The organism is Dactylosporangium sp. CA-139114, assembly GCF_050955725.1.
Classification (GTDB): domain Bacteria; phylum Actinomycetota; class Actinomycetes; order Mycobacteriales; family Micromonosporaceae; genus Dactylosporangium.
In genome coordinates this window covers 7814359-7827813 of the sequence record NZ_CP192080.1, presented here as the reverse complement: position 1 = coordinate 7827813, position 13455 = coordinate 7814359, and the positions used below count along the sequence as shown (strand labels likewise).

General features: G+C 70.4%; 8 protein-coding genes. 6 read left to right on the top strand and 2 right to left on the bottom strand.

The window, feature by feature from the left end:
* Positions 1 to 79: 79 nt before the first annotated feature.
* A complete protein-coding gene (locus ACQP2P_RS34830) occupies positions 80 to 2005 on the bottom strand; it encodes a S8 family serine peptidase (RefSeq protein ID WP_433608212.1) in 1926 nt (641 codons plus the stop codon).
* A 466-nt stretch (positions 2006 to 2471) separates the two neighbouring features.
* Between ACQP2P_RS34830 and ACQP2P_RS34825 the strand changes: the two genes are divergently transcribed.
* A complete protein-coding gene (locus tag ACQP2P_RS34825; RefSeq protein ID WP_433608210.1) occupies positions 2472 to 2876 on the top strand; it encodes a biotin transporter BioY in 405 nt (134 codons plus the stop codon).
* Between the two features lie 82 nt (positions 2877 to 2958).
* Here the strand turns inward: ACQP2P_RS34825 and ACQP2P_RS34820 are convergent, their stop codons facing one another.
* Positions 2959 to 3351, bottom strand: a complete 393-nt coding sequence (locus ACQP2P_RS34820; protein WP_433608208.1) for an SCO5389 family protein — start codon at positions 3349 to 3351, stop codon at positions 2959 to 2961.
* A 278-nt stretch (positions 3352 to 3629) separates the two neighbouring features.
* Between ACQP2P_RS34820 and ACQP2P_RS34815 the strand changes: the two genes are divergently transcribed.
* The 5 genes from ACQP2P_RS34815 (at position 3630) to ACQP2P_RS34795 (ending at position 13439) form a co-directional block, all read left to right on the top strand.
* The gene (locus ACQP2P_RS34815; protein WP_433608206.1) at positions 3630 to 4532 is read left to right on the top strand and encodes a metal ABC transporter solute-binding protein, Zn/Mn family; all 903 of its coding nucleotides are present in this window, start codon (positions 3630 to 3632) and stop codon (positions 4530 to 4532) included.
* The gene (locus ACQP2P_RS34810) at positions 4529 to 5299 is read left to right on the top strand and encodes a metal ABC transporter ATP-binding protein (protein WP_433608204.1); all 771 of its coding nucleotides are present in this window, start codon (positions 4529 to 4531) and stop codon (positions 5297 to 5299) included. Before ACQP2P_RS34815 ends, ACQP2P_RS34810 begins: the two co-directional genes overlap by 4 nt.
* Positions 5296 to 6168: a metal ABC transporter permease gene (locus ACQP2P_RS34805; RefSeq protein ID WP_433608202.1), complete on the top strand. Its 873-nt coding sequence runs from the start codon at positions 5296 to 5298 to the stop codon at positions 6166 to 6168. The genes ACQP2P_RS34810 and ACQP2P_RS34805 overlap by 4 nt, the downstream gene beginning before the upstream one ends.
* A 177-nt stretch (positions 6169 to 6345) precedes the next feature.
* A complete protein-coding gene (locus ACQP2P_RS34800) occupies positions 6346 to 8379 on the top strand; it encodes a beta-1,3-glucanase family protein (protein ID WP_433608200.1) in 2034 nt (677 codons plus the stop codon).
* A gap of 212 nt (positions 8380 to 8591) precedes the next feature.
* The gene (locus ACQP2P_RS34795; protein ID WP_433608198.1) at positions 8592 to 13439 is read left to right on the top strand and encodes an NAD-glutamate dehydrogenase; all 4848 of its coding nucleotides are present in this window, start codon (positions 8592 to 8594) and stop codon (positions 13437 to 13439) included.
* The last annotated feature ends 16 nt before the right edge of the window (positions 13440 to 13455 follow it).

The window sequence follows — 13455 nt, the reverse complement described above, 5'->3', positions numbered from 1 at the left end:
GAGTCCTCCACCGGCGGCCTCTTGCGTTCCGCCCTCGCCTCGTGCTCCGGTGACCCGGGTGCTCACACGGCCGAGATCGTCAGTTGAACATGAACTCAGCGGTGTGCGTGGTGCCGTCGATCAGGTTGACGGACAGCCGCGCGCACGTCTTCGCCTGGGTCTTCTGGGTCTTCCAGACGTAGCTGTACTGGTCGGACGCCGCGTCGTAGCTCAGCGAGCTCGACCCGGGCGTTGCCGCCGGCTCCACCTGGCCCTGCGCGGCCGACGTGTCACACGCGACCGTCTGCACCGCCGGAGCACCGCCGGTGAGGATGTTCAGGCCCTGGTTGCCGGAGAGGCCGAACTTCACCGGAACCGCGCTGCCGGCCTTCACGACGTTGAGCTTGCCGACGGTGATCGGCGAGCCGAAGTCGCGCCAGCCGAACACCACCTGGTAGGTGACGCTGACCGGAGCCGCCGTGTTGCCGGCGCGGTCGCGGCCGCCCGAGCAGGTGGCCGTGAAGAAGCCGACCGCCGGACCGCCGGTGACGGACAGGGTCGCGGCCTTCGCCACGCCGCTGCCGGCGTCGGTCGTCGTGCAGCCGGGCGTGACCGGCACGCCCTTCGTGATCTGCTGGCCCTGGCTGACGCCGGTGACCGCCACGGTCGGCGCGGTCACGTCCTCGGCCTCGGTGACGGCCTTGTACGCGTTGACCAGACCGTGCCCGAAGAAGCCGTTCACGGACGGGTTCGCCGGGTCCACCTTGCACCGGCCCTGGGTGGAGTCGGTGCCGGAGGTGGGGCACGCGAGCGGGACCGCCTGCTTGCGCAGCAGCTCCGCGATGTAGTCGGGCGTGGCGCCCGGGTGCTTGGAGACCAGCAGCGCGGCGACGCCCGCCACGTGCGGCGACGCCATCGAGGTGCCCGAGAGCGTCCGGTAGCCGCTGACCCCGGTCGAGGGGGAGGTGGAGTAGATGCTCGAGCCGGGTGCGGCCACGTCCACGGCCCCGAGGCCGAAGCTCGAGAACGACGACCGGGCCGGCTGTGTGGTCAGGCCCGGCGCCCACGGCCCGACGGCCGTCGCGGGGACGGTCGGCTGGGTCGTGGAGGAGACCGACACCACGCCGGGCAGCTCGCTCGGCAGGTTCAGGCAGCTCGGGTCGAGCGTGCGGCGCACCGGGTCGGTGTCGTCGGGGCTCGTCGTGTCCACCGTCTTGTTGGCGAGGTCCTGGTTCTCGTTGCCCGCCGCCGCGATGTTGAGGATGCCGTTCGCGGTGGTGTAGCCCACCGCCCGGCGGACCGCCTCGACGACCGGCGCCTGGTCGGCCTGGTTCTCGCACCAGTACAGCCAGGGGTCGATGTAGTAGCTGTTGTTCGTGACCTGGATGCCGTGCTCCGCGGCCCAGACGAAGCCGCAGATCGCGTACTCCGGGTAGATGAAGCCGTCGGAGTTGACCACCTTGATGGAGGCCAGCTTCACGCCGGGCGCGACGCCGACGATGCCGACGCCGTTCTTGGCCGACGCGATGGTGCCGGCCACGTGGGTGCCGTGGTAGTCGGCGGTCAGGCTGGTGGGCCGCCACGCTCCCGGGGTGGTGTCGGGGGCGCCGTTGCCCACGCAGTTGACGGACTTCGACTGGTCGACCACCGGCGCGAGGTCCTGGTGGTTCGCGTCGATGCCGTCGTCGAGCACGCCGACCGTGACGGCGGCACTGCCGAGGCTGACCTCGTGCGCCGCCCGCGCGCCGATGAGGACCATGTCGCTCTGACGCGTCGAGTTCTCCATCGCGTCCGGCGCGTAGTCCTCGACGGTCTCGGTGTCCTCGGCCATGGCCGGCAGGGCCGCGGTCCGGGTCGCGCCGACCGAGAGGACGGCGTCGCCGTGCGATGCGCCCTTCACCGCCTGGACGAACGAGGGGTTCGTGGAGTACGCGATGACGACGCCGATCTGGGCGTAGGACATCGTCACGGTGCCGCCGGCCGCGGTGACGGCGGCCGCGGCGTCAGCCGTCCGCTCCTTGCTCACCGCGTTGACGACGTAGCTGAGTTTGGGACCGGTCGTGTCGGCCGACGCGGGCAATGGCGCGATCGCTGCGCCCGCCACGACGGTCGTTGCCGCGGTCGCGGCGAAAAGGGCATACCTGGGCAACCGGGAGTTCAAATCCTGGCCTCCTGCGGAAATGGGGGGTGACCCGCGAACTGATTGGGGTCCGGCGATCGTATTGGCGCGCCCGGTCGAATTTCACTCGTCTGTACGGCGGATAGGCGAGAGCTGCCGTAAACGCCTATTTTTCTGATCTCCGACGACCGATAGCCCTTGCGCCCGAACGAGGTGGGAGGGCTTCTTGTCGTGGCAAGAAACACACTCGATACACGGATTCGGCTTGCGTCGCGGGGTGTGCAAAGAAATGCCGTCAACGCAGTGCGACAAGGCGTTCAGCTAGCTGGCACATAGACCGGCGCATGTGCGGTCCCTCGACGAGCCGGCCCGCGTGACGAATTGGACGGTACTGCCGATCGCCTCGATGGCGCTCTACCTCGCCGTGGGCGTGCTGGGGGTGCCGTGGTTCGCCGGCGGCACGAGCGGCGCCGGGGTCGTCTCGTTCGGATACGTCATCGGGTTCGTCCTGGCCGGCGCCGTGGTCGGCGCGCTGGCCCGGCGCGGTGGTGACCGGACGCCGCTGCGGACCGCGGGCACGATGGTCGCCGGCAATCTGTGCATCTACGCGTTCGGCGTGCCGTACCTCGCGGTCGCGGCCCACCTGTCGTTGACGCGCGCGCTGGATGCGGGGGTCGTGCCGTTCCTGGCCGGCGACGCGCTCAAGGTGCTGCTCGCGACGGCGCTGCTGCCGGCGGCCTGGGCCGTGGTGCGGCGCGTGCAGGACAACGAGCGCTGATCCCTCCTGCGCCAGACCCGTGCGGTCGGTCGGGCGCTGCACCGCCGGGCCGGGCGCCCCGGCCCGGCGCTGCGGGCGCGGCTCAGCAGTTGCGCAGTTCCGGTGACTGGTTGAGCAGCTGCCCGCGCGGCGAGACGAACGCACCGTACCGGTCGCCGCCCACGGCCGACGGTGCGAACGCCGCGACCCGGTGGCAGTTCTGGAACGCGAGGGTCACGCCGAAGTGCCGCTCCAGGCCGCCCCGGATGGCGTCGCTGGCCAGGGCGCGCAGCAACTGGCCGCGCTCGGCCTCGCTCGGCGGCGGGACGCTGTGGTCGGCGAAGTCGCCTCCCGCGGCGCGCAGGTCGGTCACGACACCGCTGATGACCGTCCAGGCGTACGGCAGCGACTCCCGCACGCACGCCACGAACTCGGCGTCGTCGACCGGGCCGGCCTCGGCGCGCTCCAGCAGGGCGGTGGGGACGTTGAGCGACATGGTGCTCCTCCTTCGTGCTCAGCGCTCGGCGGTCGCCGGCGCCAGGGTGTAGCCCGGGGCCGCGAAGGCGGCCCTCCCCTTGTTGGTATCGGTTTTCATTTTCGGAGTCAAGCGGAACCGCCGGACGCCAACCAGCGCCTGACATGCGCATATGCACTCGTGGCAATGGATTTACGGGCTTGATCGCGCCGATGGTCGTGGCCTAAGGTCCTTCTTGAAAACGAATTTCATTGCGGATTGCTGCGGAAGGTGGGCATACAGTCGTGGTGCGCCGAGGTGTGACATGGTGGGGGGCCGGTGCCTTGTCGCTGGCGATGTTCGTGACCGCGTGCGGTTCGTCCTCGCCGGGGAAGCCGGCCGCGGCGCCGTCCGGCTCGGCGGTTCCGGTCGTCGCCTCGACGAATGTCTACGGCGACATCGCCAGGCAGATCGCCGGCGACCGGGCCTCCATCACGTCGATCATCAGCGACCCGGACGCCGACCCGCACTCGTACGAGGCGAACACCCGCACCCAGCTGGAGCTGTCGAAGGCCAGGGTGGTCATCGAGAACGGCGGCGGCTACGACGACTTCGTCGACACGATGCTGCGGTCGGCCGGCGGCTCCCCGAAGGTGATCAACGTCGTCGACGTCTCGGGCCGCAAGGCCGCCGACGGCGGGGAGCTCAACGAGCACGTCTGGTACGACCTCGCGACCGTGGAGCACCTCGCCGACCGGCTCGCGGCGGCGCTGGGCGAGGCCGACCCGGCGGGCGCGCCGACCTTCGCCGCCAACGCCACGGCGTTCAAGCAGAAGGTCCAGCAGCTCCGGGCGCGGCAGGCGGCGATCAAGGCGGCCCACCCCGGCGCGGGCGTCGCGGTCACCGAGCCGGTGCCGCTGTACCTGCTGGAGGCGTGCGGGCTGGTGAACAAGACGCCGGACGAGTTCAGCGAGGCGATCGAGGAAGGCACCGACGTACCGGCGAATGTTCTGCGGGAGACGCTCGACCTCTTCGCGCACAAGGACGTCGCGCTGCTCGCCTACAACGAGCAGACCTCGGGGCCGCAGACGCGGAAGGTCCTCGACGCGGCCAGGGCGGCCGGCGTCGCCGTCGTGCCGGTGACCGAGACCCTGCCCGCCGGCAAGGACTACCTGACGTGGATGGGCGACACCCTGGCGGCGATCGAGAACGCGCTGCGATGAGCACCGGCACGGCACTGACACTGCGCGACGCGGCGCTGCGCTACGGGCGGCGCCGCCTCTGGAGCGGGCTGAACCTGCGGGTCGAGGCGGGCGAGTTCGTCGCCGTCCTGGGCGCGAACGGCTCCGGCAAGACCAGCCTCCTGCGCGCCGTCCTCGGCCTGCAGCCGCTGGACGCCGGGACGCTCCTGGTCGCCGGGCACCCGCCCCGGCGCAACCGGGACGACGTCGGCTACGTGCCGCAGCAGCGGCACGTCGATCCGCTGGTCCCGCTGCGCGTCCGCGACGCCGTCGGTCAGGGGCTCGACGGCCACCGGTGGGGCATCGGCCGGCCGAGCCGCGACCGGCGCCGGCGCATCGACGCCGTCCTGGCCGCGGTCGGCGCGAGCGGGTTGGCGGACGTGCCGATCGGCCTGCTCTCCGGCGGCGAACGGCAGCGCGTCCGCATTGCCCAGGCCCTCGTCGCCGACCCGAAGCTGCTGCTCTGCGACGAGCCCCTGCTCTCGCTCGACATGCGCAGCCAGCGCACCGTCACCGCCCTCGTGGACAGCCGGCGCCGGGCCGGCGGCACCGCGGTCGTGTTCGTCACGCACGAGATCAACCCCGTCCTGCCGTACGTCGACCGGGTCCTCTACCTGGCCGGCGGGCAGTTCCGGGTCGGAACCGTCGGCGAGGTGCTCAACTCCGCGACGCTGAGCGAGCTGTACGGCATGCCCATCGACGTGCTGCACACGGCGGGACGGATCGTCGTGGCCGGCCTGCCCGCATGACCGCGACCGGCTTCTGGGACCAGATCTTCAACTTCGCGGACTACGCGCGGCTGCTGGCCCTCGTGCACAACTCGCTCGTCGCCGGCGCGATCCTCGGCGTGGTCGGCGGCCTGACCAGCACCTTCGTCGTGAGGCGCGACCTGCCCTTCGCCGTGCACGGCATCAGCGAGCTGTCGTTCGCCGGCGCGTCGGGCGCGCTGCTGCTCGGGGTGAACGTCGTCGCGGGCTCCCTGTTCGGCTCGATCCTGGCCGCCGTGGTCATCGGCGCGCTGGGCGCCCGGGCCCGGGACCGCAACTCGATCATCGGCGTGCTGATGCCGTTCGGCCTCGGCCTCGGCGTGCTCTTCCTCGCGCTCTACAAAGGACGGTCCGCGAACAAGTTCGGTCTGCTCACCGGGCAGATCGTGGCGGTCGACACGCCGCAGCTGTCCTGGCTGATCGTGACCTCCGCGATCGTGCTGATCGGGCTGGCCGCGATCTGGCGCCCGCTGAGCTTCGCCAGCACCGACCCGGACCTCGCGGCGGCCCGCGGCGTGCCGGTCGCCGCGCTGTCGACGACGTTCATGCTGCTGCTCGGCCTCTGCGTGGCGATGTCCGTCCAGATCGTGGGCGCGCTGCTCGTGCTGAGCATCGTGTGCACCCCGGCGGCCGCGGCCATGCGCGTTACCGCCTCGCCCCTGCTCGTCACGCTGCTCAGCGTCGTCTTCGCGGTCGCCTCGATGGTCGGGGGCATCCTGCTCGCCCTCGGCGGCAGCATCCCGATCAGCCCGTACGTCACCACCATCTCCTTCACCATCTACCTCGGCTGCCGGCTCGCCGGCCTCTCCCGCGGCAGGCGTGTCCCGCTGCGCAGCCGTCACGAACCCTGACGTCAACGCCGCCCGGGCCTCCAACGCATTGCAACATCAATGTTCTCGCGTGTTCGCTATTGACAACTATCTTTACCGGCGGCGACCATGCTGAAAGCGCTCTCACGTCCGCCACGTGGGGGATGAGCTGGCGTGTATCACCCCTCCCGCCCGTGCTTGAGAAGGGGCTCAACGGCTGTGGAAACCGAACACGAACACACATTTCCGATCGCCCGCCGGCGCCGGAGACTCCTGTCGGCGGTCGCCGCCCTCGCTGTCGCCGTCCCGGCCGCCGTGGCCGCGGCGGTGACCGTCGCGGCACCGGCGTCGCTGGCCGTCGGCCCGGCGGTGCTGCCCATGACGGTCACCAACAACACCGGCCGCGGCGACGCCGTCTACCTCTACGTGCTCGGCACCAACCTGAGCACCGGCCGCCTCGGCTACGTCAACGCCGCCGGCGCCTTCACCGCCTGGCCGGCCGGGGGCACGCCGCCCACGCCGGCGCCGGACGTGGCGATCGGGGGGCCCGGCAACGGTGGCTCCGTCACCCTCCAGGTCCCGCGGGGCCTGTCCGGACGGGTCTACTTCTCGCTCGGGCGGAAGCTGAACTTCTACCTGACCCCGGACGGCCTGGTCCAGCCCGCGCCGTGGGCGGGCGGCGACTCCAACCGCGACATCCTCTTCGACTGGAGCGAGTTCACCTACAACGACGACGGGCTGTGGCTCAACAGCTCCCAGGTCGACATGTTCGCGGTGCCGCACGTCGTCAGCGTGACCGGCAGCAACGGCGCCACGAGCCGCACCGGGGAGCTCGTCTCCGGTGGGCGCGACGCCATCATCAACGGCATCAAGGCGCAGGCCGGCTGGGGCGGTTCGGTCTACACCCGCTCCGACGGCACCGTGCTGCGGGTGCTGTCGCCGGGCAAGGCCGCCGACGCCGGGCAGTTGAGCACCACCTACCTGGACTCGTACATCTCGTCCGCCTGGAACGCGTATGCGTCCAAGACGCTGACCGTGGTGCCGTTCGCCGATCAGCCGAACACGAAGTACTTCGGCCGCACGTCGGGCGCCGTCATGACGTTCACCAACGGGTCGGGCCAGCAGGTCGCCTCGTTCACCAGGCCGTCGAGCGGCGACGTGTGGGGCTGCGCCGGCAACCTCGCCGCGCCGAACGACCTGGTGGTCGGGCCGATCGCCCGGACGCTCTGCGCGGCCCTGAACCGCGGGACGCTGGGTACGGTCGACACCCAGCCGAGCACCAACGCCGCCCAGTTCTACCAGAACAACCCGACCAACCAGTACGCGAAGATCATCCACTCGAAGATGGTCGACGGTAAGGCCTACGCCTTCCCGTTCGACGACGTCGGCAACTTCGAGTCGCTCGTCAACAACAGCGACCCGCGCTCGGCCGGCATCACCCTCACCTCGTTCACCGGCGGCGGCTCCACGGGCAGCCCGGCGGCCGCGGGCACGATCACCGGGCCCGGCGGCAAGTGCGTCGACGTCGCCGGCGACGACAACGGGGGCAACGGCACGGCGGTGCAGTTGTGGGACTGCCAGTCCTACGCGGTGGATCAGCACTGGACGCACAACGCCGACAACTCGCTGAGCACGCTGGGGCGGTGCCTGGACATCAACGGCAACGGGACCGCGAACGGCACGCAGGTCGAGTTGTGGGACTGCAACGGCGTGGGCGGCCAGAAGTGGGTGCAGCAGGCCGACGGTTCGCTGAAGAACCCGCAGTCGGGCCGCTGCCTCGACTCGCCGAGCGGCGCGACGGGCAACGGCACGCGGCTGCAGATCTGGGACTGCAACGGCAGCGCGGCGCAGAAGTTCGCCGTCAACGGCGGCGGCGTGATCCTCGGCCCCGGCGGCAAGTGCGTCGACGTCGCCGGCGACGACAACGGGGGCAACGGCACGGCGGTGCAGCTGTGGGACTGCCAGTCCTACGCCGTGGACCAGCACTGGTTCCACCAGTCCAACGGCTCGCTGCGCACGCTGGGCCGCTGCCTGGACATCATCGGCAACGGTACGGCCAACGGCACCCAGGTCCAGCTGTGGGACTGCAACGGCGTCGGCGGCCAGAACTGGGTCCAGCAGGCCGACGGCTCGCTGAAGAACCCGCAGTCGGGTCGCTGCCTCGACTCGCCGAGCGGCGCGACGGGCAACGGCACGCGGCTGCAGATCTGGGACTGCAACGGCAGCGCGGCGCAGAAGTTCGCGCTGAGCTGAGGCCCGAACGCCAACCGGGTGGCGGCCCTCGGGTCGCCGCCCGGCCCCGCCCGTGAGCGGTCCGCGTCTCACCCGTCGAACGACCTGGTGCCGGCCGCGCCGGCGCTGAAGGCCGCCGGGCCGGTGGCTCCCCGATGCCGAACTCCGATTACCCGGCCCAGCCCGGGTATTCGGAAGGTTGGGCAGGCCGGCGTGGGCGAGGGGAGAGACCGATGCACTCCCGGGCGAGCGACAGCACCGCCGAACCCGCGGTCAGGGACGACGAGCTGGAGCGGCGCGTCCCCGATGCGGAGCGCCTGGTCGCGCAGGCGTTGGCCCTGGCGACCGCCCAGGACGCCGACCCCGAGCTGGTCGCGCGGTACTGGCGCCTCGTGCCGGACGAGGAGCTCGCCGGCTGCGAGGCGGCGAAGATGGTTGCCGCCACACGGTCACATGTGGAGCTGGCCCGGCAGCGGGTGCCCGGCGAGGTGAAGCTGCGCATGGGCGGGAGTGTCTGCGGCGGTACGTCGCTGGAGATCGTCACCGACGAGATGCCGTTCCTGGTCGACTCGGTCACGGGCGCGCTGCAGGCGCGCGATCTCGACGTGCACATGCTGGTGCACCCGCTCGTCGTCGTGCGGCGGGCGCCGCTGGGCGCGCTGGAGGAGGTCCGCGTCGGCCTGGAGCCCGAGGACGCCGCGCCGGGGGACCTCGTCGAGAACTGGATCCGCGTCGAGGTGGAGCGGATCCGCGACGCGGCGGAGATCGAGCGGCTGCGCACCGACCTGGCCCGGGTGCTCAACGACGTGCGCGAGGCGGTCGAGGACTGGCCGAGGATGCGCACCCAGGCGCTCGCGCTGGCCGACGAGCTCGGCTCCGCGCGGCTGCCCGTGCCGGACAAGGACATCACGGACTCGGTCGAGCTGCTGCGCTGGCTCGTCGACGACCATTTCACGTTTCTGGGCTACCGGGAGTACCGGCTGACGAGAGGGGACAAGGGGGAGGAGCTGCTGCAGGCGGTGCTCGGCTCGGGCCTGGGCATCCTGCGCGCCGACCAGGCCAAGCCCCGGGTGCTGTCCTCGATGACGGCGGAGGCCTACGCCAGGGCGCTGGAGAAGCGGCTGCTCATCATCACGAAGGCCAACTCGCGGGCCACGGTGCACCGCTCGGCCTACCTGGACTACATCGGCTTCAAGCAGTTCGACCACGAGGGCAACGTCGTGGGGGAGAAGCGCTTCCTCGGGCTGTTCTCCTCGACGGCCTACCGGACCAGCGTTCGTGACCTGCCGGTGGTGAGGCGCAAGGTCGCGGAGGTGGCCGAGCGCTCCGGCCTGTCGCCGCGCTCGCACTCCGGCAAGCAGCTGATGGAGACGCTGGAGACCTATCCGCGCGACGAGCTGTTCCAGATCGGCACCGAGAAGCTCTACAAGGCCGTCATGGGCGTGCTGCGCCTGGCCGGCCGCCGTCAGCTCAAGCTGATCCTGCGCCGCGACGCCTACGGCCGGTTCATCACCTGCCTGGTGTACCTCCCGCGGGACCGGTTCACCACCGCGAACCGGCTGCGCATCCAGCAGATCCTGGTCGCCGAGCTCAACGGCGTCGGGGTCGACTACACGACCCAGGTGAGCGAGTCCAAGTTCGCCCGCGTGTACCTCATCGTGCGCACCGAGCCCGGCAACCCGCCCGGCGACATCAACGTCGACCGTCTCACCGAGCGCCTCGCCGACGCCACCCGGCTGTGGGACGACGACTTCCGCCTCGAGCTGGAGCGCAAGCTCAACGACGAGCACCGGGCCAAGGTGCTGCACCAGCGCTACGGCGACGCCCTCTCGGAGACGTACAAGGACGAGCACACGCCGGGCGAAGCGGTGAAGGACGTCGACCAGCTGGAGCTGCTCGACGAACCGGGCCAGCTCGTCGTGCACGTGTACCGCCGCCGCCAGGCCGAAAGCGACATCCGGTTCAACGTGTACCGCTACGGCAAGCCGATGACCCTCTCCGCCGTCCTGCCGGTGCTGCACTCCCTCGGCGTGCGGGTCACCGACGAGCGGCCCTACGAGATCGCCCGCTCCGACGGCACCGTCTACCTGTACGACTTCGGGCTGCAGCTGCCGGCCGGCTCGCGGTCGATCGTCGAGGCCCGCCCCCACCTGGAGAACGCCTTCTACGCCACCTGGCGCGGGGAGGCCGAGGTCGACACCTTCAACGCCCTCGTGCTGAAGGCCAGGTTCACCTGGCGCGAGGTCGTCATCCTGCGGGCCTACGCGAAGTACCTGCGCCAGGCCAGCACCGTCTTCTCCCAGGACTACATGGAGACGACCCTGCTGGCCTATCCGTCGATCGCCGCGAAACTCGTGGACCTCTTCACGGCTCGCTTCGACCCGCGGCTGCACCTGTCGGAGACGGCGCGGTGGGAGTGGTCGAAGAAGATGGTCGCGGCGATCAACGCCGATCTCGACGAGGTTACCAGCCTGGATCAGGATCGGATTCTGCGTTCGTTCCTGCATGTGATTCAGGCGACGTTGCGTACGTCGTTTTTCCAGCGTGGGGATGGTGGGCGGCCGAAGTCGTATACGGCGTTCAAGCTGGATCCGCAGTCGATTCCGGATCTGCCGGCGCCGCGGCCGCGGTTTGAGATTTTCGTGTACTCGCCGCGGTTCGAGGGTGTGCATCTGCGGTTCGGTTCGGTGGCGCGTGGTGGTCTGCGGTGGTCGGATCGGCGGGAGGATTTCCGTACGGAGATCTTGGGGTTGGTCAAGGCGCAGATGGTGAAGAACGCGGTGATCGTGCCGACGGGGGCGAAGGGCGGGTTTGTGCTGAAGCAGCATCCGGGTGACCGTGACGAGGCTGTGGCGTGTTATCAGTTGTTCATTTCGGCGCTGCTGGATGTGACGGACAATCTTGACGGTGGGAAGGTGGTGTCGCCGCCGGATGTGGTGCGTCATGATCCGGATGATCCGTATCTGGTGGTGGCGGCGGACAAGGGTACGGCGACGTTTTCGGACATCGCGAACGAGATTTCGGTGCGGTACGGGTTCTGGTTGGGTGATGCGTTCGCGTCGGGTGGGTCGGCGGGCTATGACCACAAGAAGATGGGGATCACGGCCAAGGGTGCCTGGGAGTCGGTGAAGCGGCATTTCCGTGAGCTTGGTGTGGATACGCAGGCGAGTGCGTTCACGGTGGTGGGTGTCGGTGACATGTCGGGGGATGTGTTCGGCAACGGGATGCTGCTCTCGCCGTGCATCCGGCTGGTGGCCGCGTTCGACCACCGGCACATCTTCATCGATCCGTCCCCGGACGCGGCGACCTCCTACGCCGAGCGGCGGCGCATGTTCGATCTGCCTCGCTCCTCGTGGGACGACTACGACCGGTCGCTGTTGTCCGAGGGTGGCGGCATCTACCCGCGCACGGCCAAGTCGGTCAACCTCTCCGAGCAGGCCCGGGCGGTGCTGGGGATCACGGCCACCGGGCCGCTCGCCCCGAACGACGTCATGCACGCGATCCTCGCCGCGCCCGTGGACCTGTTCTGGAACGGCGGTATCGGCACCTATGTCAAGGCCACCGCGGAGTCTCACGCCGATGTCGGTGACAAGGCCAACGACTATGTGCGGGTCAACGGCCGGGAGTTGCGCGCGAAGGTCGTCGGCGAGGGCGGCAACCTGGGCCTGACCCAGCGGGGCCGTATCGAGTACGCGCTCAACGGCGGCCGCATCGCGACGGACTTCATCGACAACTCGGCCGGCGTCGACTGCTCCGACCACGAGGTCAATATCAAGATCCTGCTCGATCGTGCGGTCGCCGCGGGGGAGCTGGACGCGGCCGAGCGTAACCCGTTGCTGGCCGAGATGACCGACGAGGTCGGCGAGCTGGTCCTGCGCGACAACTACGACCAGGCCACCGCGCTGGGCAACGCGCGGGCGCAGTCGCGCTCGCTGCTGCCCGTGCACAAGCGGCTCATCGCCGATCTGGAGCGGCGCGGGCAGCTCGACCGGGCCCTGGAGGGGCTGCCCAGCGACGAGGAGCTCGACGAGCGGGCCGCCACCGGGGTCGGGCTCACCTCGCCCGAGTTCGCGGTCCTGCTGTCCTACGTGAAGATCGTGCTGGAGCACGAGATCCTCGACTCCGACCTGCCCGACGAGGCGTGGACCAACAAGGTCCTGGTCGAGTACTTCCCGACGCCGCTGCGGGAACGGTTCGCCGAGGCGATGGCCGAGCACCCGCTGCGCCGCGAGATCGTCACCACCGCGGTCGTCAACGAGGCCGTGAACCAGGGCGGCATGTCGTTCTTCCACCGCGCCTCCGAGGAGACGGGGACCGGCCCCGCGGACATTCTCCGGGCCTTCGTGGTGGCCCAGGAGGTGTTCGGCCTGGGCGAGCTGCGCCGCGCCGTCGAGTCCCTCGACAACCAGGTCCCGGCGGAGGTGCAGACGGCGGTCTATCTGGCGATGCGGCGGCTGCTCGACCGGGCGGTGCGCTGGCTGGTCTCCAACCGGCGGGTGCCGATCGACGTCCCGGGTGAGACCGCCCGGCTGCGCCCCGGCGTCTCGCGCCTGTTGCCACAACTGCCGACGTTGTACCGCGGGCAGGAGCGGGAGGCGCTGCACGCCAACGTCGCCATGCTGCGCGGGCTGGGCCTGCCGGCGGAGATCGCGGACGCGACCACCCGGATGCTGTACGGCTTCGGCCTGCTCGACATCGTCGAGGTCGCGTCGCGAACCGGCCGGGGGGTCAGCGAGGTCGCGGAGGTGTACTACGTGCTGTCGGAGCGCTTCCGGGTCTACGACCTGCTGTCGCGGATCTCCGACCTGCCCCGCGAGGACCGGTGGCAGACGCTGGCCCGTATGGCGCTGCGCTACGACCTCTACGCCGTGCTGGCGGCCCTGACGGCGGAGGTCCTCAACGACACGGCGGCGGACGACGACGCCGTGGGCCGGGTCCACGAGTGGGAGCAGAGCAACGCCACGTCGATCGCCCGCACCCGCAACGCGATCGGTGAGTTCGGCGAGTCCCCGGGTGACATGGCCGCCATCTCGGTGCTGCTCCGCCAGATCCGCACCCTGGTCCGTACCTCCGCCGCCTAGCCGTCTTCGCGGCGCC